The organism is Gordonia sp. DT30 (assembly GCF_049844915.1).
Lineage (GTDB): Bacteria > Actinomycetota > Actinomycetes > Mycobacteriales > Mycobacteriaceae > Gordonia.
Window position 1 is genome coordinate 1 of the sequence record NZ_JBNCLY010000027.1, and the last position, 18254, is coordinate 18254.

The window sequence follows — 18254 nt, forward strand, 5'->3', positions numbered from 1 at the left end:
TGCTCGAGGAGGTTGTGGGCGAGCAGTATTTGTTTCATCGCCGCGAATGCTTGTGGGCCGGTGAGGTCTGGGTCGAGATGGATGTCGCTGAGTTGCTCGACGATGCCGGCGAACAGTGCTTCGGCATCGATGATGCGGGCGGTGGAACTGTTTGAGCTTGTAGAGCTGGTGGTGGTGTCGTCGATCATTGCCCTCCCCTGGCGATCGCTGCGATGGGTCAAGTCTACATGGAAATCCGCTGAGCGCAAGGCCTCAGAAGACGAATACTGTTTGTGCACAACATCATTCGAGCGGTTCGAGCCGGCCGATTCTTGTCGGTGGCGTGTGGTAGGGGCCGTCGCTCACCGGGTGAAGTCGGCGGCAGCCAGATCGACGAGTTCGGTCGCGGTTGCTCCTTCGGTGAAGAGCCGTCGCTGACGCGCCGTTGCCGTCGAGTCCGTCGTGTGCGGCCCTCTACATCGCGGCCCGCAGGATGTCGGTGTCGACCACCGGTGCGGCCAGGCTCTCGTCGATGGCGGATGCGGCTCGGGTGACCAAGTCGCGCAACAGGATTGCCGGACCGATGGCATGACCCGCGCATTGTGTGACACCGGTGCCGCGGATCTCGATGATCGGCAGAAGATCCGGAGACCAGTTTACGGCGGAGTCTTTACGGCGCAGAATCCGCCTGATCCCACACGGAGAGCAGCTCGGCGAGGATCGCCGTCGACATCCCGAAGGTGCTCAGGTGGCTCTCGCCGGACAGGCGGAAGAGTTTGGAATCGCTCAGCAGCGAGACCATGTGCTCCCCGTGCGCGTAGGGGATGATGTGGTCGCGGTCGCCATGCCACCACCGCGTCGGAGTGGTGACGTCGGCGACGCGAAATCCCCAGTCCCGGGCGAAGATCACGATGTCGGCGAATGGAGCCTCCATTCGCCGGCTGCCGCCGTGAAGCAGGTCGTCGAGGAACATCGCGCGAAACTCGGGGCGGGCCAGCAACTCTCGGTCGGCGCGCGGTGAGAGCCGGCCGTAGAGGGAGATCGCTGGAGGGGCGATCGGGCGGGCCACGCCCAGCGCCGAGCTGAGGATCTTGCCCAGCGGTACGCCGGCCACCTGCACGATGGGTGCGGCGAGGGAACCCAGACGCATCGCGCCGCCGGCGATCGCCTCCGGCCCGGTGGTCGGTGCGACGCCGCCGACGATGCCGGCGACCGCGACGCGGCCGGGGTGGGCGTGCGACGTCGCAAGGGCGTACGGGCCGCCGCCGGAGACGCCGACCACCGCGAACCGCTCGATGCCCAGGGCATCGAGAACTACGGTGAGATCGCTGGGGAAGTCGGCCACGGAGTCGTAGCGGTGGGCGGTGGAGCTGCCGACGCCGGGCCGGTCGAGGCCGATCAGCCGGATGCCGTGTTCGGCGGCGAACGCCCGCGCCTCGAGCGGTATCTGACGTCGCGCACCGGGAGTGCCGTGCAACCACACGACGGCCCGTCCGTGTGCCGACCCATACTCGGCGAACCCGATCCGCCGCCTGCCGTTGTCGACGGCGACCGAGCCCTCGATCTTGGGACGATCGATCCGCATCATGGGCCTCAGCATCTCACGGTGAGTTCGGTCACGATGAGCCGGCGGGTGTGTGTGGCCTCCCGCCGAAGTGGCGGCGCATGCGGTAAGAGCAGTCACAACAGACGGTTCCTCGCGTAACGTCGTAACCGTGAGTCCTGCCGTTCTGGATCAGAAATTCCGACGTCTCCCGCATGCCCTTTCCTTCTACCCGGCGGTGCGGGATCTGCCGACCGGGACCATGGTGGAGTTGCCGGGACGGGGCGCGACCTTCGTCACCGATTCCGGGCCCGCCGACGCCCCGGTGGTCATCCTGCAGCATTCGGTGATGACGACCGGCCTGCTGTGCTGGTATCCGGTACTCCCGGAATTGAACCGGCGCTACCGGGTGATCACTCTCGACCATCGATGGCACGGCCGGGGTATCCGATCGGACCGGTTCGATCTGCTCGATTGTGCCGACGATGTCGCCGCACTCGCCGACGTCCTCGGGATCGAGCACTTCGTGTCCGCGGGTTTCTCGATGGGCGGCGGTATCTCCCAGCTCGTCTGGCGTCGCCATCGCGACCGGGTCGGCGGGCTGGTGCTGTGCTCGACCGGTCCGTACTTCAGCACCCATGACCCGCATCAGCGTGCACAGGCCGAACGCGCCGGGCGGCTGCTCAGACCGGTGTACAAACTCATCCCGCGCCCTTCCGATGCGAGTCTTGATCGCCCCGCCGGCCGCACCCTGGCTTGGGGGATGCGGCAGTTCCTCTCGACGCCTCTCTCGCATTCCGGCGACTTCGGAGAAGGCTTGGGCCGCTTCGATTCCCGCGACTGGCTCGCTGAGATCGACGTGCCCACCGCGGTCGTTGTCTCGACGCGCGACAAGGTCGTCGAACCGGAACGTCAGCAACTGCTCGTCGACGGTATCCCCGGTGCGCGCCGCTTCGACGTCGACGGCGGACACGCAACCTGCGTGATCGGCGCCGACAAGTTTCTCCCGCCCTTCCTCGACGCCGTCGACGAGGTGGTCCGCGCCGCCGATCTGCGCACCACCTCGCGCATCATCGTTCCCTAGGCAGTCGTGTCAGGCGCAGTCGCCACGCGTCGGGGAGGTCGCCGATCGCGCGGTGCACCGCGACATCGCTTCCGGTGGAGGCGGCGTCGGGCAGCGCGTCACTGAGGACCGCGATGTCGGACCGGACTGCGTCGGCGAAAAAGCGCAAGGGACCGGTACCGCACACGGGGTTTGCGGTACCGGTCCCTTGCTGCGATGACCTCGCCGATCGGGCGAGTCATCGGGTCATGGGGTGGGATCAGGCGCCCTGGCCGGCCTCGATCTCCAGGGTGATGGTGACCTTGTCGCCGACGACGACGCCGCCACCCTCGAGCGGCATGTCGATGTCGATGCCGAAGTCCTTGCGGTTGAGCACGGTCGTGGCCTCGAAGCCGGCGACCGGACAGTGGCCCATGCCGGGGTTCACGCCGTTGAACTCGAGTTTGAGGTCGACCGGCTTGGTCACACCGTGCAGGGTGAAGTCGCCGGTGAGTACGTAGTCGTCGCCATCGGGACGGACCGACGTCGAGGTGAAAGTCGCCTTCGGGAAGGTCTCGGCGTCGAAGAAGTCGGCGGAGCGGATGTGGCCGTCGCGCTGCTCGTTGCCGGTGCTGATCGAGGTGACATCGATCTCGGCCTGGACCGACGGGGTGCCGTCCTCGGCGACGGTGATGGTGCCGCTGAACGCGTCGAACGTGCCGCGAACCTTGCTGACCATGAGGTGCTTGACGGCGAAGCCGACGGTCGAGTGGACCGGATCGATGGTCCAGGTACCGGCGGCGATCGGTGCGGTGACGGTGGATGTGCTCATGATGTGCTCCTTGTCCGGGAGATGCCCGGGCTCGATGACTGCAGTGGTTTCTGGGTCGTGTCGGCCCATCACCCAGCATAACCGGACCGCGGTCCGATTTCATTCCCCGTTCGCGGAAGTTTGTCGGGCAATCTCATGTCCAGGCGAAGACCGGTTGTTCGAACTCGTCGACCCGGGTGTGGCGGCCGCGCAGGCACACCTCGGCGAACTGATAGAGCGCTGCGGCCGTCGGCGCGTGCACGAGTGTGGTCGCGCCGCTGGGGGACTGGTCGTCGGGGTCGCGGCGCAGGCCGGGAATCGGCATCTGGATCACCGGCCGCGGCGACTCCGGGATGGAGATGAACCGCGGCGGCACGAGGAGATCGGCAAGCGGGATGAAGAACCATTCCGACACCTCGTCGGGACTGGGTGTCGGTGTGGGCGGGCGGCCGGCCCAGCAGACGACCGGCGTGATGACGAAGCCCGACCGGGTCGGGTAGTCGTCGAGCATGCCGACGACATCGTCGGGGGACAGGGCGATTCCCATCTCCTCGTGCAATTCACGCAGCGCGGCGGTGCGTGCATCCTCGCCGGGATCCAAGCGACCGCCCGGGAGCGCGAACTGGGCGGCGTGCCTGCGCATCGTGATCGGCCGGCGCAGCAGCCAGATGCCCTGTTCGGGCCGGTCGTGCTCATCGACTCGTTCGACGACGACCACCGCGACCGCGGCGGGTCTCCCGGGTGCGGTGGCGGCGCGACGGTCGAAGGCCGACAGCCGGGTGGTCAGGGCGTCGTGCTCGACGGTGGTCACCGCTCTAGTTCACCACGTCGGCCATCGTCGCCGAAGGACGGGCTCGCCGGCGACGCCCCGGCCCCGGATGGTCCACCCGCATGGCCGAATTGTCCGGATAGCCTGCGCGCCAAATTTTTACGAGTCGATTACCTGATGCCTGGCGGCGCACACTGATAGGTCGTGGCAGCCCTTTCGACACCGTTGACGTTGCAGACCGCAGTCACCTCATGGCGATTCGACCTGCCGTCGTCGATCCTCGTCGTGTTGGTGGTCGGCATCTACCTCGTCGGACTCCGACGTTCGACGGTGCCCTCGTCGCGGGCGGTGCCGGTGTTGATAGGTGCCGCGGTATGGCTGATCGCCGGCTGCGGCTTCGTCGGCGTGTACTCCGACGTGCTGTTCTGGGTGCGGGCGCTGCAGGTGGTGCTCCTGCTGATGGTGGTGCCGTTCTGCCTTGCGCTCGGGATGCCGGGCACGATGGCGCGCGACATCGTCGGGCACGCCGCGTTCGACCGGGTGCTGGGGTCGAAGCCCGCGCGGGTGCTCGCGTCGCCGGCGACGACGTCGGCCGGGATCATCGTCACGCCCTGGCTCATCTATCTCACCGGCTGGTATCCGGCGATGCTGCAGTCCGGGGCCGTCGACACCCTCACCCGGCTGTTGCTGGTGATCTGCGGTGCGGGCTACTTCTACACGCGGCTGCAACTCGATCCGGTGCCGCGGCGTTACCCGCAGTCGATGTCGTTGCTCATCACGCTCGGCGAGACCCTCGGCGACGGCGTGCTCGGGGTGGTGATGTGGCAGGGAGGTCTGCTCGCCGCATCGTATTACGAAGCGCTGCACCGAGTCTGGGGTCCGTCGCTGCGAACCGACCAGACCATCGGGGCCGGGGTGTTCTGGATTCTGGGGGACGCCCTGGGCCTACCGTTCCTTCTCGTGCTCTTCTCACGCTTCCGCGCCGACGAGCGGTTGCGCGCCGAAGCCGCCGATGCCGAACTCGATGCTGCCGAACTCAAGGCTGCCGAACTCGCCGCCGCCGATCCGATACCGCGCGCAGCGGAGGGAGCCATCGATTCCGCGTCCGGGTCGACGACGCTCTGGTGGGAGAGTCATCCGGAGCTGCGTGACCGATTCCGGTGACCGAGATCCTCTCGAATTCGCCTATTCAACCGGAGTTTCCGGCTGCATCTCGTATGCGGTTGCCACCAACTCGGACCGCTGGCCGCGCCCGTCGGTCGACTTGCGATCCCACGGCGCGTCGATCTGCCCGCGCAGATCGTCGACGATCTCGGTCGGTACGACGTTGCGATAGGCGTCGGTCTCGCCGGTGACCACCCGGACGGCCGTCTCGTAGACCGGTTCGGGATCGTATTGCTCGTGTGGGAAGGCGATCTCGCTGTAGTCGAAGAGTCGGGCACCGGGGTCATCGTTCCAGCTCTTCCACGTTTCGAGCATGCAGTCGTTGAACCCGGTCAGGAATGGACCCGGATTGATGGTGGCCACCTCGATGCCGTACTCCGTGAGCTCTTGGAACAGCGACTCGGCGACGGCCTCGATCGCGTGCTTGGACGCCGAGTACGCGCCGGCGAAGGGATCGGCGGTCAGTCCGGCGATCGAGGACATGAAGATGATCTTGCCGCTGCGACGCTGCGCCATCGTCTTGGCGATCCCCTGCGTCAACAGCACCGGGCCGACCACGTTGACCTCGAACTGCCGACGCAGATTGTCGCCCGGTATGTCGGCCATCGAGCCGCCCTCGGCGACGCCGGCGTTGTTGAGCAGGACGTCGACGTCCCAACCCGAAGCCTTCTTCCGATCACCGGGATCGGTCACATCGAGCTTCTCCACCCGCACTGTGACGCCGCGTCGTGCCGCCTCCTGCTCGAGAGCCCACACCTGCGCGTAGATCTCGACGCCCGCGATCACGTCGAGGCCCCGCTCGGCGAGCCGGAACGCGATCTCGTTTCCGAACCCCGTTCCGGCTCCGGTCACCAATACCTTTGTCTCAGCCATGTGCTGCCGGGTACCCTGGGTCCTCGGTCGGGCAAACCTGCGGACGGCTCGCGGGAATGGAACTGACGTAACGTACGGGCCGGCGAATGCCGAGACAGATGACGGAGCGGGCTGGCACGCAATGTCTGCTCGGACCCCGAGACGGTCAGGCGTGCTTCGCCACATCACGGAACGGGGTCACGGATCCGCGTCAGTTATTCGGGTAGCTGCGGAACTTCGAGGGGGTTCTTCACCCATCGCTGCGCGGTTGTGTTGGGCGTTCTTGCGATATCCGACATTTGCCGGATCGATTGTCCATCGAGTTCGCCCAGTTCTATGAGCAGGCGGATTGCCAATTCGCGTGCCGTATAGAGTGCGCGCGAACATGTGCACTGCGCGGGAGGGCGATTGGCGTACCCAGCACGTACACAGTCGTAGTCGTCCGGAGATCCGGTGAGGAGCGGACTACGGCCGAGCGGCCAGTGTCTGTTTGGCTACCTCGACCAGGTACTCGGCCGCTCGGTTCATCTTCTTCAGCTCCGCAGCGGTCAGGTCCTGATGGGTGTAGGCAGCCTTGCTCTTCAAATTCAGGAGCGTATTCAGGCGCCGTTCGGACCCGCTGTCCGCACGCTTCAGTAGGGCGACCGCTTCGTTGTGGTTGCCAGTGTTCGAGTGCACGCCGAGGCGTACACAGCAGATCACGTCCGCGGCGGCGATCCCCGCATCGACGTATAGGTCCCCGGCGGCGTTCGGCATCTCCTCGCCGAGATAGTCGGCGGCGCCGAAGAACTCGTTCGCCTTGGACATCCGCCCCGCCGTGACCACGGAGTCGCAGTCGCGTTGTCCCGCCATCAGGGTCTCCTCGCGGCGGGGCGCAGCTGCGCGTTGAACCATGTCCGTGTCCCCGCGACGGTCAGGCCCTGCTTCGCCACGTCACGGAGCAAGGGTTCACCGGTGGCGGCCGCGGCTCGGAAGTCATTCTCGGCGTACTCGACGATCCGTCCGTCATTGCCGGTCCACGCGGTGACAAGTCGGGCGAGTTCGGTCACCCGTTGCTGCCACGCGTCATCGCTGTCGCGGCCGGACTCGGAGGACCGTACAAGCAGCAGGTCGATGTCGCTGTCGAGTTTCATGCGCCCGGTCGCGGCGGAGCCGAACACCGCAGCGTACTTGAGCTCTTTGCCCCACTTGTTGAAGTGCTCCCCGAGGCGGCTGCGGAAAGTGACGTTCAACCGTGACAGGGCCATGATGGGCTCGGCAGCGAGGTGTTCGGTGTTGAAGCGGTAGGTGTTGGTCCTACCCACCTGGTCGTGCAGCACCACACCCTGTCCGGTGAGCCGGTTCAGGACCTTGCGGATGCCTTCCCCGGACGCGGTGGTGAGGATGCGCTGGATCTGGCTGATGGTGAATGTCGCGTCTGCGCTCGCCAGGACCGCGAGCACGTCGCCGTCCAGGGTCGGTGTCACAGTTGCGATCGGCCTGTTGAGCTGCATGGAAAACCTCCCTCGCCCTAACTAAAGTTGGAGTATCGCAACTATAGTTGCTGCTGACGACAAGGAAGTCCGCCGTGAGAACGGTTCTCGGGCGAGGCATCCCAGAAAATAAGAAAAAACCACCTGCGAACAGGTGGTTCATCTTTGTGGCCAGAGTCGGGATCGAACCGACGACCTTCCGCTTTTCAGGCGGACGCTCGTACCAACTGAGCTACCTGGCCGGACGGCAGTGGTGCAATACCGACACCTCTGGCGACCCTGACGGGACTCGAACCCGCGACCTCCGCCGTGACAGGGCGGCGCGCTAACCAACTGCGCCACAGGGCCTTGTTCAGTTGTCTGTTCGCGAGCGAACAGGCGTACCCCCTACGGGATTCGAACCCGCGCTACCGCCTTGAAAGGGCGGCGTCCTAGGCCGCTAGACGAAGGGGGCCGGTTCTCCGTTCGGGAGACTCCGTTTGGGAGCCGACTCAGATTAGGACACGGCGCGCGGAAAACACAAATCGCCATGTCACCGGCGGCAACGCGGTTTCGACACGCGTAGGCATCACCGGCTGCCGGGTGGCCGTGACCCACCGGGTAAACTCGCATCCGCCCTCGGCGCCGAGGGCCCGCCCCTATAGCTCAGTTGGTAGAGCTACGGACTTTTAATCCGCAGGTCGTAGGTTCGAGCCCTACTGGGGGCACCATCCCATGCACCGACACGGTCGTGTCGGTGCCGCACCTTATGATTGCCGCATGAAACGGACAATCTTCGCACTCGTCGCTGCCTCGACCACGATGTGCAGCTGAGGTCGTGATGAGAAACTTCAGCGTGCAACACATCGTGCGAAACCCCAAGGTCTGGCTTGCCACGGGCGTGGTGCTCGCGGTCGTCGGCACCGCCGGGATGGCCGCGCGCGGTGCATGGCCCGAAGTCGGCATCGCCGCCGCCGCATGGCTCGGTATCGCCGCAGTGTGGTTGGCGGCCAATCAGGTTGGGCGCGAGCGGTGACTGGAGCCTAGCCCGGGTCGGCAACAAGACCCCAAGCGTCGGTCTATCCGTCGAGGCCGTGAAGTTTTAGGAGCGTCGCGGGTACTTCGGCCGGCCCGACGTCGTGGTCGGCGTGCGCCTCGGTTGAGACCGAATCGACGATCGACGCCTGGTGGCCCCCGTGGTGATCAATGCGGAACGCATGTATGCACGCGGAAGGCTACCGTTTGCTCGGTAGATTGATGCATGTCAATATTGATGGATGTCGAATAAGAACATGCTGGCGCCGGTATCGCGCGGTCTGAGCGTGGACGAGGCCGGGCTGGTCACACCGCTGTTGAAGGCGCTCGCGGACCCGGTTCGATTGCGGTTGCTGTCGGAGGTTGCTGCGCATCCGGGCGGTGAGGCATGCGTGTGCGATATCTCCGGGCCGTTCGACGTCTCGCAACCGACGATCTCGCACCATCTCAAGGTGCTGAGGCAAGCGGGCTTGATGACCAGTGAGCGTCGGTCGACCTGGGTGTACTACCGCGTGAACACCCAAGCGTTGCAACAACTCTCGGGTCTGCTGGGCGGCCTCGCCTCTGTCGTGGGGAAGGCTCGCGCGTGCGAAGCGGACCGGTGATCGCCACCGAGGACGCGGTTGCCGGCAAGTTGTCGATACTCGACCGGTTCCTGCCGGTGTGGATCGGTGCGGCGATGGTCGTCGGTCTACTCCTGGGCCGAGCTGTCCCGGGGCTGGGTAACGCACTGGCGGCCGTCGAACTCGACGGCATCTCGGTGCCCATCGCTCTCGGGCTACTGATCATGATGTATCCGGTGCTGGCGAAGGTGCGCTACGACCGACTCGACTCGGTCACCGGCGATCGCCGTCTGCTGCTGGGATCGCTCCTGCTGAACTGGATCGTAGGTCCGGCGTTGATGTTCGCGCTGGCATGGCTTCTGCTTCCGGACCTGCCGGAGTACCGGACCGGACTGATCATCGTCGGTCTGGCCCGTTGTATCGCGATGGTGATCATATGGAACGACCTGGCGTGTGGTGATCGTGAAGCGGCTGCCGTTCTCGTCGCTCTGAATTCGGTGTTCCAGGTGATCATGTTCGCCGTTCTGGGCTGGTTCTACCTCTCGGTGCTACCCGGATGGTTCGGCCTGGAGCAGACGGCCATCGACACCTCGCCGTGGCAGATCGCGAAGTCGGTGCTGATCTTCCTCGGTATCCCGCTTGTCGCCGGCTACCTCACCCGACGCATCGGCGAACGCGCGAAAGGGCGCGAGTGGTATGAGGCCTCATTCCTGCCACGTCTGGGTCCGTGGGCGCTCTATGGATTGCTGTTCACCATCGTCATCCTGTTTGCGTTGCAGGGTGATCAGATCACTTCGCAGCCGTGGGACGTCGTGCGGATCGCGCTGCCGCTGCTGATCTACTTTGCCGTGATGTGGGGTGGCGGGTTCGTTCTCGGCGCCGCAATGGGTCTGGGCTACGAGCGCACCACCACGCTGGCATTTACGGCTGCCGGCAACAACTTCGAGCTCGCCATTGCGGTCGCGATCGCGACCTACGGTGCAACTTCCGGGCAAGCTCTTGCCGGGGTCATCGGTCCACTCATCGAGGTGCCCGTCCTCGTCGCCCTCGTCTATGTGTCCCTCGCGCTGCGGAGACGATTTGCCGCAACCACCGCACCGAAGGGGCCCATGCGCGATGCCTGATCCCCTCGAAGTGCTCTTCGTCTGTGTGAGCAACCGCGGCAAGTCCGTGATGGCCGAGCACCTCACACCGACGGTCACCGATCTGGTCACCCCGTCGTCAGCCGGCACCAGTGCAAAGATCGGCGGGCAGGTCAACGAATTGTCGGCCCAGGCGCTCGCCGAAGTCGGCGTCTCCGGTGTCGCCGGTCACCGTCCTCGTCAACTCACCGACGACCTGATGATCGCCGCGGACCTGGTCGTGGTCGTCGGCACCGCCGAGGTCACCCCACCCGACGGCGTCGCTCTCGAGGTGTGGAACACCGACGAACCCTCCGAGCGTGGGATCGACGGCATCGAACGGATGCGCCTGATCCGCGACGACATCACCAACCGGATCCGCACCCTCGCCCACCGTATTGCGCGGTAGGCGAGAGCGCGAGATACGAACACTCGTCAGCAGCAAGCCGGACGAGCGTTCACCGGATCGGCGGCATCGGCGGAACTACCACCGCAACACACCGAACCCTGATCGGTGTCATCGACGGCGTTCTGCTCCAACAACTTCGGACTGGTCCCGAAGGTGTCGGAGTCGGCGAGCACGGTGTAAACCTCCCACTTCTCGTTCGCCGGCCCTGTCACCCACACCTTGTCCTGGGTCGCGAAACAACAGGTGGAGTTGATCTCCTCCTGCGTGATCAGGCCCTCGCCAGACAACCGGGCGATCTCGGCATGCACCTTCTCGCTCGATTCCACCTCAACGCCGAGGTGGTTGATCGTGCCGCCCTGGCCAGGATTCTCCAGAAGCACCAGTTTCAGCGGCGGCTCGACGACCGCAAAGTTGGCGTATCCCGGCTTGCGCTTGGCCGGAATGGTGTTGAACAGTTTGGAGTAGAACTCGATCGCGGTGTCGAGATCATCGACGTTGAGTGCGAGCTGCATACGGGACATGACCATCACCTTCACCTGTGAGACATATATCGAAATACGGTCAAAGCGCAGAGTGCCACCTTTTCGACATATGTCAAGTACGAGCGTACGATCCGGTTATGCCGAAGACCTTGCCGATGGTCGACATCAGCGCCCCGATCTGCTGCGCGCCGGTCTCAGCGGCCCCGCTCGATGACGACACCGCGCTGGAAATCGCATTGCGGCTCAAGGCTCTTGCCGACCCCGTGCGCATTAAGCTCGTCTCGATTCTGCTCGCCGACACCGCCGACGGGATCTGCACTTGCGACCTCGCAACCGCGGTCGGTCTCGCCGAGGCCACCACGAGTCACCACTTGGGGCAGCTTCGCAAAGCCGGCATGGTCACACCTGACCGCCGAGGGATGAACGTCTATTACCGCGCATTGCCGGACGCGTTGGAAGCACTGCGCAACGTCCTCAGCGCCACGACGGGGTGCTGCTGAACCGGCGTCTTTACGAATTCTCAAGCGACCGCTGACGCTGCCACCGGCCTCAACGCTGTCGGCTCAGCTCCATTGCCGCGGCAACTCCGGTCGCTGGTGCATCCGGCCGCTCTCGTCCAGTTCCAGGACGGTCTCGATGCCGATGCGCTCCAGGAAGGCGAAGTCGTGGCTCACGATGAGCAGCGCGCCGCGGTAGGCGTCGAGCGCCTCGGCAAGCTGTTCGACGCTGGTGATGTCGAGGTTGTTGGTCGGTTCGTCCAGGATCAGCAGCTGAGCCGGCGGGTCGGCGAGGAGCAGCCGCGCGAGGGACACCCGGAACCGTTCGCCGCCGGAAAGCGTGCGAACCGGCCGGTCGACGCCCTCGCCGCGCAGCAGGAGCCGGGCGAGCTGGTTACGGATGGTGCCGGCCGGGGTGTCCGGCGCGACGGCCGCGACGTTTTCCATGGCGCTGGCGTCGTCGTCGAGGCCGTCGAGACGCTGCGGGAGGAAGCCGACGTGGTCGATGAGGAGGCGTCCGTGCGGCCGCCCGGGTGCCGGCTCGGTCCGCTCCACGAGCTGGGCGATCAGCGTCGACTTCCCGGTTCCGTTCGCGCCGACGAGCGCGACCCGCTCCGGCCCCTGGATCACGATGGTCCGCTCCTCGTCGGCCAACTCGGCCAGACGCCGCCCGCGCGGGACATCCGGGTCGGGCAGGGCGAGGTGGATGTGCACTTCTTCGCGAACCCGCCCGTCGGCCGCATCGACGGCAGCCTGCGCCGCCGCGACCTTGTCGTCGAGCGTGGAACGAAGTGACCCCGCCGATGCCTGCGCCTTGCTCGCCCTGTTTCCGGCGAGGATCTTCGGGATGCCCCCGTCGCGCTGGGTCTTCTTACCCGTCCGCTCACGGCGCGCGAGCTTCGTCTCGGCCTCGACCCGCTGCCGCTTCTCCACCTTGAGCGCCTGCTGGGCAGAGCGCGCTGCCTGCATCGCGGCGGCCTGCTCCTGCTCCTGGTGTGCCTTCCACGCGCTGTAGGGACCACCGAACGTTTCCAGAGTGGCGCCGTACAACTCGGTGGTGTTGTCCATGTGCTCGAGCAGCTCGAGGTCGTGGCTGACGACGACGAGCGTCCCCGGCCATTGATCGACGAACTCGGCGAGTCGGTCGCGCGTGGCGCGGTCGAGGTTGTTGGTGGGCTCGTCGAGCAGCGTGATCGGCGTGCGACGGACGCGCAGACCAGTGATCGCGATGAGCATGCCCTCCCCACCGGAGACCTCGGCGACGCGGCGATCGAGGTCGGCAGCCGAGAACCCGATCTGCTGTAGCGCCTCGTCGGCGCGGGACTCGATGTCCCAGTCGTCGCCGATCACATCGAAGTGCCGTTGGTCGGCGTCACCCGACTCGATGGCCTTCATCGCGTCGAGGGTGGGCCGGATGCCGAGCAGCTCGGCGATCGTGGTGTCCGGTTGCAGGGTGAGTGTCTGCGGTAGATAGCCCACCTCGCCGCTGGTGTCGATGTGGCCGGAGGTCGGCTGCAGTTCGCCCGCGATGAGGCGGAGCAGGGTGGATTTGCCTGCGCCGTTGCGGCCGATCAGTCCGGTGCGGCCGGTGCCGAAGGTGCCGTTGACGCCGGCGAGGGCGACGCTGCCGTCGGGCCATTCAAACGCCAGATCACGTAGTGTGACAGCGGATTTCGTAGACATGTGCCGTGGTTCTCTTTCTCTCCCGTCGAGCACCGGTGGGGTTGTGACGGGTATCGGTGCGGTATCGATGGGCGCAGCGCAGTACGTCGGGGCCAAACCGACCACAGGCCGTTTGTCGACGAAATGAGAAGTCCGAGAGGTGGATTCGCACATTCGCAGTCACGCGACCGGGGCCGGGGCGATGCGAACATGCCGGTGAGCGTCACGCGAATGGCCGCATCCCGAAACGGGGGTGGGCCCATGCGCGTGGATAGGCGAAACGAGTATTCACTGATGCGGAGGACCCCGCACAAGTGAAAGCCACCGGCAGTTCGGTGGCTAGACTCTGTCGACCTCGATCAGCTCCATGAACAGAGATGCTATCAGCCGCGGTCCCGACGACGCCCGGCTTGCCGAGCGGCGTGGGGTGGGCAGGCATGGCGGGGTGCACCCGTGTCATCGGTGATCAGAGGTTGAATCCGCCGGAGGTCTCGATGTCCTGGGGGTCGGTGCTGGCGAAAGATGTTCGGACGATGGAACTCTCGGCGCGGCCGAGCCGAGGGCGGGCCGCCCGAGTCGCAGTGACGCGGGCGGCCCACCCCGACTCGCTCAGGCGGCGGGATATTCGGCGGCGATATCGAGGACCCAGGTGATGCCGAACCTGTCGGTGAGCTGCCCGTATAACGGCGCCCACTGGGCCGGGGCGAGGGGCGCCTTGATCTCCGCGCCGTCGGCGAGTTTGTCCCAGTGGCTCTGGAGTTCGGCGGCGTCGGTGCCGCGCACGGACACGAAGAACGGGTCTTTGCCCTGATCCCATTCGAGCTGGGGATAGGCGTCGTAGGCCATGATGCGGAAGCCGTTGTCGCCGATGACCTGCCCGAAGGTGACGTGGTCGGCGGTGGTGGGATCGGTGATCCCCATGTCGGCGTAGCTGGCGATGGTCAGCTCGCCGCCGAACACGGACTGGTAGAACTCGAGCGCCTGACGGGCGGTGCCGCGGAAGTTCAGGTGCGGGGTGACGCTGACGGACACGGTGACTCCTTGTTTGTCATGCAGCCGATGTCTTCGGCCGCATGACGAGCCTCGCAGTAGTACCGGTCATCTTGCGTCCGCTTCTCGGGCGAAGATGTACCCATGACCGGATCGCCCTCGCGGATGCTGACGCTGCTGTCGCTGCTGCAGACGCGGCGCGACTGGCCCGGTCGGGTGCTGGCCGGGCGGTTGGAGATCAGTGACCGCACGCTGCGGCGCGATGTCGATCGCCTGCGGGAACTCGGCTACCGGATCGTCGCGATCAAGGGTCCCGACGGTGGGTATCGGCTCGATGCCGGCTCGGAATTGCCGCCCATGCACTTCGACGACGACCAGGCCGTCGCGGTCGCGGTCGCCTTGCAGATCGCCGCGGGATCGGCGATCGCCGACGGTGAGTCGGCGTTGCGGGCGCTGCAGACCGTGCGGCAGGTGATGCCTTCCCGGTTGCGGCACCGGATCGACGAGGTGGCGTTCTCGACCTTGCCGGCATCGAACGCCGCGGTCGTCGAGACGGAGGTGCTGATCGCGGTGAGTACGGCGGTCCGGGCCCGGGAGGTGCTGCGCTTCGACTACGTGCCGGTCGGTCGCGATCGCGATGCCGCCGCGTCGCCACGCACGGTGGAGCCGCATCACGTGGTGCTCGCCGAGAGCCGCTGGTACCTCGTCGCATGGAGCCTCGATGCCGACGACTGGCGCGTATACCGGCTCGACCGGATGACCCCGCGTGTTCCGACCGGTCCGAGATTCACGCCGCGTCGTATTCCCGGCGGTGACGTGCACGCCTTCCTGGCCGGTCGATTCAAGGGCTCCGACCACCGAAATCGGTGGCCGTGCATGGGTGAGGTGGTGCTGGGCCTGCCCGCGGCCGAGGTGGCGCCGTTCGTTCACGAGGGGATGGTCGACGATCTGGGCCCCGATCGGTGCCGGCTGATCGTCGGGTCGTGGTCGTGGGTGGCATTGGCGGCTTCGATCGCCCGCTTCGACGGGCCCGTGCTCGAGGTGGCACCACATGAGCTCGCCGATGCCTTTGCCACCCTCGCGCACCGCTTCGCGGACGCGGCACGGCAGGGACCACCGCATCGACCGACGGTGTGACCCGCGCCATTCGGTAATCTCGAGGTGACATCGACTGCAGGGACGCCCATGACTTCATCACCGAGTTCCGAGGTCGGGCCGTCCGCTGCCGGGCAGCATGTCCGGCGTCGTCGTGGTGGCATTCGTCGGCGCAACGCCCGGCGACGCCTCGCCGCGCGGGTGTGGGGTGACGGCGAGCCGGGTACCGGGAAGTGGCTGCGGCTCGACGAGGGCGAACGCCGATGCCTCGCCCGCCGCGCGGTCGCCATCGCGGTGAGCGCGATCGTGGGCAGTAACGCGTTGATCGGCGTCGAGACCTTCTTGTTGGTGCAGCTGTCGTACAACGGCGGAACGCTGTCGGTCGACGAGACGCTGCGCGCCCCCAATTTCCCCGGGATCGTCACCGCGATCGCCGTATGCATCGTGGCCAATCTGATCCTCGGTGTGCTCCTGCTGCGGCCGCAGATCCGCTGGTTCATCCGCGGCGAACCCGCCGATCATGCCAGACGCGTTGCCGTCCAACGAATCCCGATTCGGCAGGTGCTCGGGACGATGCTTGCCTGGCTGGCTTCGGTCGTGAGTTACATTGCGATATCCGCTGATTCGCTCAGCGCGGCCACCGCGTTCGGGGTCGCGGTGGCGTTCGGTCTGGCAAGTCTGTCGAGCGCCTGCCTGACCTATCTGTTCGCCGAACGCGCCTCGCGGCCGCTGATGATGCTGGCGCTCGCCTCCGACCCGACCACTCGGGTCGTGCACGGGGTGCGGGGCCGGATGTTCGCGGTGTGGGCGGTGAGTTCGGCGGTACCGATGGTCGGCCTGATCGTTCTGAACGCCGGCCGTCGTCTCCACATGCTGCCGCCGGTGGTCGGTGACGTCGACTGGGCCAGCGTCGTTCTCGCGATCGTCGGGCTCGCCGCGGGCATCCGGATCATCGTCCTCGTCGGTCAATCATTGATCGATCCGCTGACCGAACTGCGTGATGCCGTCGAGAAGGTGCACGACGGCGATCTCGACGTGCACGTCGACGTCTACGACTCCTCCGAACTCGGTGTGCTGCAACAGGGATTCAACGAGATGGTGACGGGGCTCGACGAACGTGAACGGATGCGGGAACTGTTCGCGCGTCATGTCGGGGACACTGTCGCCGACCTCGCGATCGAGAACGGAATGGGGCTGCATGGCACCAACACCCGGGTCGGGGTGCTCCTCGTCGACATCGTCGGTTCCACCACCATCGCGCAGGAGCGGAGCCCGCAGGACACCGCCGCATTGCTCAACGAGTTCTTCGAGATCGTCGCGCAGGTCGTCGACGAGCACCGCGGGTTCGTCAACAAGTTCGAGGGCGACGCCGCGCTCGCGGTGTTCGGTGCACCCGTCGAGATAGACGACCCGGCCGGCGCGGCACTGGCCGCGGCCCGGGATCTGGCACGCGGACTCACCGAGGCCCTCGACATCCGCTGGGGCATCGGGGTCTCGTTCGGTACGGCGTTCGCCGGCAACATCGGGGCCGAACGCCGCTACGAGTACACCGTGATCGGCGACCCGGTCAACGAGTGTGCGCGCCTGTCCGACCTGGCGAAGACCAGTCGGGTGCCGGTTCTGGCGAGCGGTGCCGCGATCGACGCGGCCCACGCCGAGGCGCCTGAATGGACGATGGTGGACAAGCGGGTCGTCCGTGGCCGCAGTGAGGCGACCGAGATCTACGGACCGACCGGTCTGATGGTTGCGAGTCCGCCTACGGTGGGGGACATGATCTCCGGGCTGCTGCGGCCGGTGCGGTGGCTCGGATCGGCGGGACTGCTGCGTATGCGGTGACGGCCCAGGAAGAACGCGGCAATTCACGAAAACACAAGGGAGAGATCATGAGCGGATGGTCGACGAGCGACATCCCGGATCAGTCCGGTAGGACCTTCATCGTCACCGGGGCCAACTCCGGTCTGGGTGCCGAGACGACGAGAGCACTTGTGGGCGCCGGCGCGGAGGTGATCATGGCCTGCCGCGACACCGCGAAGGCCGAGGCCGCGGCCCGCGACATCGGCGGCGGTGCGCGGGCGGCCCGACTCGATCTCGCCGACCTCGCGTCGGTGCGCGCCTTCGCCGACGGCATCTCCCGCGCCGATGTCCTCATCAACAACGCGGGTGTGATGGCGGTGCCGCTGCGGCGCACCGCCGATGGGTTCGAGATGCAGATGGGCACCAATCATCTCGGCCATTTCGCGTTGACCGGTTTGCTGCTGCCCAAGATCGGCGACCGGGTGGTGACGCTCTCGTCCGGGCTGCATCAGCTCGGCCGCATCGATCTCGGGGATCTCGACTGGCGTACGCGCCGCTACAAGCGCTGGCAGGCCTACGGCGACTCCAAGATGGCCGACCTCATGTTCGGGATGGATCTCGCCGACCGCTTCGACGCCGCGAACGACGGCCGGCTCTCGCTCATCGCCCACCCCGGCTACGCTGCGACCGGACTACAAGGCCGCACCGAGTCCCTCATGGACGCCGTGATGAAGGTGGGGAATCTGTTCGCGCAATCCGCCGCCGGCGGTGCCCTGCCCACCTTGTACGCGGCCACCGCACCCGACGTCGTCAACGGCACCTTCTATGGTCCGACCCAATGGTTCGGCATGCGTGGCGCGCCGGGGGTGTCGGCCTTCAGTGGCCGCGCCAACGACCGCGCACTGCGTGACGGGCTGTGGGCGGCGTCGGAGAGACTGACCGGCGTCAGCTTCGACGGGCCGATACCCGGAGCCTGAGGCCGCGAGCGCCGCCGC

At 66.3% G+C, this 18254-nt stretch carries 19 protein-coding genes, 4 tRNA genes and 1 pseudogene; 11 read left to right on the forward strand and 13 right to left on the reverse strand.

Translation table 11 applies throughout. The features are described from left to right. Positions 1-188, reverse strand: a pseudogene (locus ACLQ3C_RS19120) (hypothetical protein); the annotation flags it as partial. A 461-nt stretch (positions 189-649) separates the two neighbouring features. Next, a complete protein-coding gene (locus ACLQ3C_RS19125; protein ID WP_425706680.1) occupies positions 650-1567 on the reverse strand; it encodes an alpha/beta fold hydrolase in 918 nt (305 codons plus the stop codon). 127 nt (positions 1568-1694) lie between these two features. On the opposite strand from ACLQ3C_RS19125, the gene ACLQ3C_RS19130 reads away from it, so the two are divergent. Next, positions 1695-2606 carry an alpha/beta fold hydrolase gene (locus ACLQ3C_RS19130; protein ID WP_425706681.1) on the forward strand — a complete coding sequence of 304 codons (912 nt, stop codon included), beginning with the start codon at positions 1695-1697 and terminating at the stop codon, positions 2604-2606. Between the two features lie 238 nt (positions 2607-2844). On the opposite strand, the gene ACLQ3C_RS19135 is transcribed toward ACLQ3C_RS19130, so the two are convergent. Together ACLQ3C_RS19135 and ACLQ3C_RS19140 are read right to left on the reverse strand one after the other, a co-directional pair. Continuing rightward, on the reverse strand, positions 2845-3396 hold the full coding sequence (locus ACLQ3C_RS19135) for a YceI family protein (protein ID WP_425706682.1): 552 nt from the start codon (positions 3394-3396) through the stop codon (positions 2845-2847). A 133-nt stretch (positions 3397-3529) separates the two neighbouring features. Next, on the reverse strand, positions 3530-4186 hold the full coding sequence (locus tag ACLQ3C_RS19140) for an NUDIX hydrolase (RefSeq protein ID WP_425706683.1): 657 nt from the start codon (positions 4184-4186) through the stop codon (positions 3530-3532). A 162-nt stretch (positions 4187-4348) separates the two neighbouring features. Between ACLQ3C_RS19140 and ACLQ3C_RS19145 the strand changes: the two genes are divergently transcribed. Beyond that, positions 4349-5308 carry a cytochrome c oxidase assembly protein gene (locus tag ACLQ3C_RS19145; RefSeq protein ID WP_425706684.1) on the forward strand — a complete coding sequence of 320 codons (960 nt, stop codon included), beginning with the start codon at positions 4349-4351 and terminating at the stop codon, positions 5306-5308. Between the two features lie 21 nt (positions 5309-5329). Here ACLQ3C_RS19145 and ACLQ3C_RS19150 read toward each other — a convergent pair whose 3' ends face one another. The 6 genes from ACLQ3C_RS19150 to ACLQ3C_RS19175 all read right to left on the reverse strand — a co-directional run bounded on the left by ACLQ3C_RS19150 (position 5330) and on the right by ACLQ3C_RS19175 (position 8086). After that, a complete protein-coding gene (locus tag ACLQ3C_RS19150) occupies positions 5330-6181 on the reverse strand; it encodes an SDR family oxidoreductase (protein ID WP_425706685.1) in 852 nt (283 codons plus the stop codon). Between the two features lie 444 nt (positions 6182-6625). Beyond that, positions 6626-7012: a hypothetical protein gene (locus tag ACLQ3C_RS19155; protein ID WP_425706686.1), complete on the reverse strand. Its 387-nt coding sequence runs from the start codon at positions 7010-7012 to the stop codon at positions 6626-6628. Next, positions 7012-7653 (reverse strand): nucleotidyltransferase domain-containing protein, encoded by a 642-nt coding sequence (locus ACLQ3C_RS19160; RefSeq protein ID WP_425706687.1) that lies wholly within the window; start codon positions 7651-7653, stop codon positions 7012-7014. The genes ACLQ3C_RS19155 and ACLQ3C_RS19160 overlap by 1 nt, the downstream gene beginning before the upstream one ends. Before the next feature lie 147 nt (positions 7654-7800). Further along, positions 7801-7874 (reverse strand) — tRNA-Phe (locus ACLQ3C_RS19165). Positions 7875-7903: 29 nt separating this feature from the next. Further along, a tRNA-Asp gene (locus ACLQ3C_RS19170) sits at positions 7904-7980 on the reverse strand. 33 nt (positions 7981-8013) lie between these two features. Continuing rightward, positions 8014-8086 (reverse strand) — tRNA-Glu (locus ACLQ3C_RS19175). A gap of 180 nt (positions 8087-8266) precedes the next feature. Here ACLQ3C_RS19175 and ACLQ3C_RS19180 point away from each other — a divergent pair. The 5 genes from ACLQ3C_RS19180 to ACLQ3C_RS19200 all read left to right on the forward strand — a co-directional run bounded on the left by ACLQ3C_RS19180 (position 8267) and on the right by ACLQ3C_RS19200 (position 10739). After that, a tRNA-Lys gene (locus ACLQ3C_RS19180) sits at positions 8267-8342 on the forward strand. 110 nt (positions 8343-8452) lie between these two features. Next, positions 8453-8647 carry a hypothetical protein gene (locus ACLQ3C_RS19185; RefSeq protein WP_425706688.1) on the forward strand — a complete coding sequence of 65 codons (195 nt, stop codon included), beginning with the start codon at positions 8453-8455 and terminating at the stop codon, positions 8645-8647. 241 nt (positions 8648-8888) lie between these two features. Continuing rightward, positions 8889-9251, forward strand: a complete 363-nt coding sequence (locus ACLQ3C_RS19190) for an ArsR/SmtB family transcription factor (protein WP_425706689.1) — start codon at positions 8889-8891, stop codon at positions 9249-9251. Next, positions 9248-10333: an ACR3 family arsenite efflux transporter gene (gene arsB / locus ACLQ3C_RS19195; RefSeq protein ID WP_425706722.1), complete on the forward strand. Its 1086-nt coding sequence runs from the start codon at positions 9248-9250 to the stop codon at positions 10331-10333. Before ACLQ3C_RS19190 ends, arsB begins: the two co-directional genes overlap by 4 nt. Further along, the gene (locus ACLQ3C_RS19200; RefSeq protein ID WP_425706690.1) at positions 10326-10739 is read left to right on the forward strand and encodes a low molecular weight phosphatase family protein; all 414 of its coding nucleotides are present in this window, start codon (positions 10326-10328) and stop codon (positions 10737-10739) included. Before arsB ends, ACLQ3C_RS19200 begins: the two co-directional genes overlap by 8 nt. Positions 10740-10765: 26 nt before the next feature. Here the strand turns inward: ACLQ3C_RS19200 and ACLQ3C_RS19205 are convergent, their stop codons facing one another. Continuing rightward, entirely contained in the window at positions 10766-11260 is a 495-nt protein-coding gene (locus tag ACLQ3C_RS19205) for an ArsI/CadI family heavy metal resistance metalloenzyme (RefSeq protein WP_425706691.1), read from the reverse strand. A gap of 98 nt (positions 11261-11358) precedes the next feature. Here ACLQ3C_RS19205 and ACLQ3C_RS19210 point away from each other — a divergent pair, with 98 nt between their 5' ends. Beyond that, positions 11359-11721, forward strand: a complete 363-nt coding sequence (locus ACLQ3C_RS19210; RefSeq protein WP_425706692.1) for an Rv2640c family ArsR-like transcriptional regulator — start codon at positions 11359-11361, stop codon at positions 11719-11721. A 63-nt stretch (positions 11722-11784) separates the two neighbouring features. Here the strand turns inward: ACLQ3C_RS19210 and ACLQ3C_RS19215 are convergent, their stop codons facing one another. Then, positions 11785-13401: an ABC-F family ATP-binding cassette domain-containing protein gene (locus ACLQ3C_RS19215; RefSeq protein ID WP_425706693.1), complete on the reverse strand. Its 1617-nt coding sequence runs from the start codon at positions 13399-13401 to the stop codon at positions 11785-11787. Between the two features lie 588 nt (positions 13402-13989). Next, a complete protein-coding gene (locus ACLQ3C_RS19220; RefSeq protein WP_425706694.1) occupies positions 13990-14412 on the reverse strand; it encodes a VOC family protein in 423 nt (140 codons plus the stop codon). A gap of 102 nt (positions 14413-14514) precedes the next feature. On the opposite strand from ACLQ3C_RS19220, the gene ACLQ3C_RS19225 reads away from it, so the two are divergent. The 3 genes from ACLQ3C_RS19225 (at position 14515) to ACLQ3C_RS19235 (ending at position 18236) form a co-directional block, all read left to right on the forward strand. After that, a complete protein-coding gene (locus tag ACLQ3C_RS19225) occupies positions 14515-15507 on the forward strand; it encodes a helix-turn-helix transcriptional regulator (protein WP_425706695.1) in 993 nt (330 codons plus the stop codon). 159 nt (positions 15508-15666) lie between these two features. After that, the gene (locus ACLQ3C_RS19230) at positions 15667-17301 is read left to right on the forward strand and encodes an adenylate/guanylate cyclase domain-containing protein (RefSeq protein ID WP_425706723.1); all 1635 of its coding nucleotides are present in this window, start codon (positions 15667-15669) and stop codon (positions 17299-17301) included. 47 nt (positions 17302-17348) lie between these two features. Then, on the forward strand, positions 17349-18236 hold the full coding sequence (locus ACLQ3C_RS19235) for an oxidoreductase (RefSeq protein ID WP_425706696.1): 888 nt from the start codon (positions 17349-17351) through the stop codon (positions 18234-18236). The last annotated feature ends 18 nt before the right edge of the window (positions 18237-18254 follow it).

What these genes read in the sequence shown, in the direction of transcription:
- ACLQ3C_RS19125 (WP_425706680.1), bottom strand. Translation starts at nt 1,567, where the DNA reads ATGATGCGGATCGATCGTCCCAAGATCGAGGGCTCGGTCGCCGTCGAC.
- ACLQ3C_RS19135 (WP_425706682.1), bottom strand. Translation starts at nt 3,396, where the DNA reads ATGAGCACATCCACCGTCACCGCACCGATCGCCGCCGGTACCTGGACC.
- ACLQ3C_RS19150 (WP_425706685.1), bottom strand. Translation starts at nt 6,181, where the DNA reads ATGGCTGAGACAAAGGTATTGGTGACCGGAGCCGGAACGGGGTTCGGA.
- ACLQ3C_RS19155 (WP_425706686.1), bottom strand. Translation starts at nt 7,012, where the DNA reads ATGGCGGGACAACGCGACTGCGACTCCGTGGTCACGGCGGGGCGGATG.
- ACLQ3C_RS19160 (WP_425706687.1), bottom strand. Translation starts at nt 7,653, where the DNA reads ATGCAGCTCAACAGGCCGATCGCAACTGTGACACCGACCCTGGACGGC.
- ACLQ3C_RS19185 (WP_425706688.1), top strand. Translation starts at nt 8,453, where the DNA reads ATGAGAAACTTCAGCGTGCAACACATCGTGCGAAACCCCAAGGTCTGG.
- ACLQ3C_RS19190 (WP_425706689.1), top strand. Translation starts at nt 8,889, where the DNA reads ATGTCGAATAAGAACATGCTGGCGCCGGTATCGCGCGGTCTGAGCGTG.
- ACLQ3C_RS19200 (WP_425706690.1), top strand. Translation starts at nt 10,326, where the DNA reads ATGCCTGATCCCCTCGAAGTGCTCTTCGTCTGTGTGAGCAACCGCGGC.
- ACLQ3C_RS19205 (WP_425706691.1), bottom strand. Translation starts at nt 11,260, where the DNA reads ATGTCCCGTATGCAGCTCGCACTCAACGTCGATGATCTCGACACCGCG.
- ACLQ3C_RS19210 (WP_425706692.1), top strand. Translation starts at nt 11,359, where the DNA reads ATGCCGAAGACCTTGCCGATGGTCGACATCAGCGCCCCGATCTGCTGC.
- ACLQ3C_RS19215 (WP_425706693.1), bottom strand. Translation starts at nt 13,401, where the DNA reads ATGTCTACGAAATCCGCTGTCACACTACGTGATCTGGCGTTTGAATGG.
- ACLQ3C_RS19225 (WP_425706695.1), top strand. Translation starts at nt 14,515, where the DNA reads ATGACCGGATCGCCCTCGCGGATGCTGACGCTGCTGTCGCTGCTGCAG.
- ACLQ3C_RS19235 (WP_425706696.1), top strand. Translation starts at nt 17,349, where the DNA reads ATGAGCGGATGGTCGACGAGCGACATCCCGGATCAGTCCGGTAGGACC.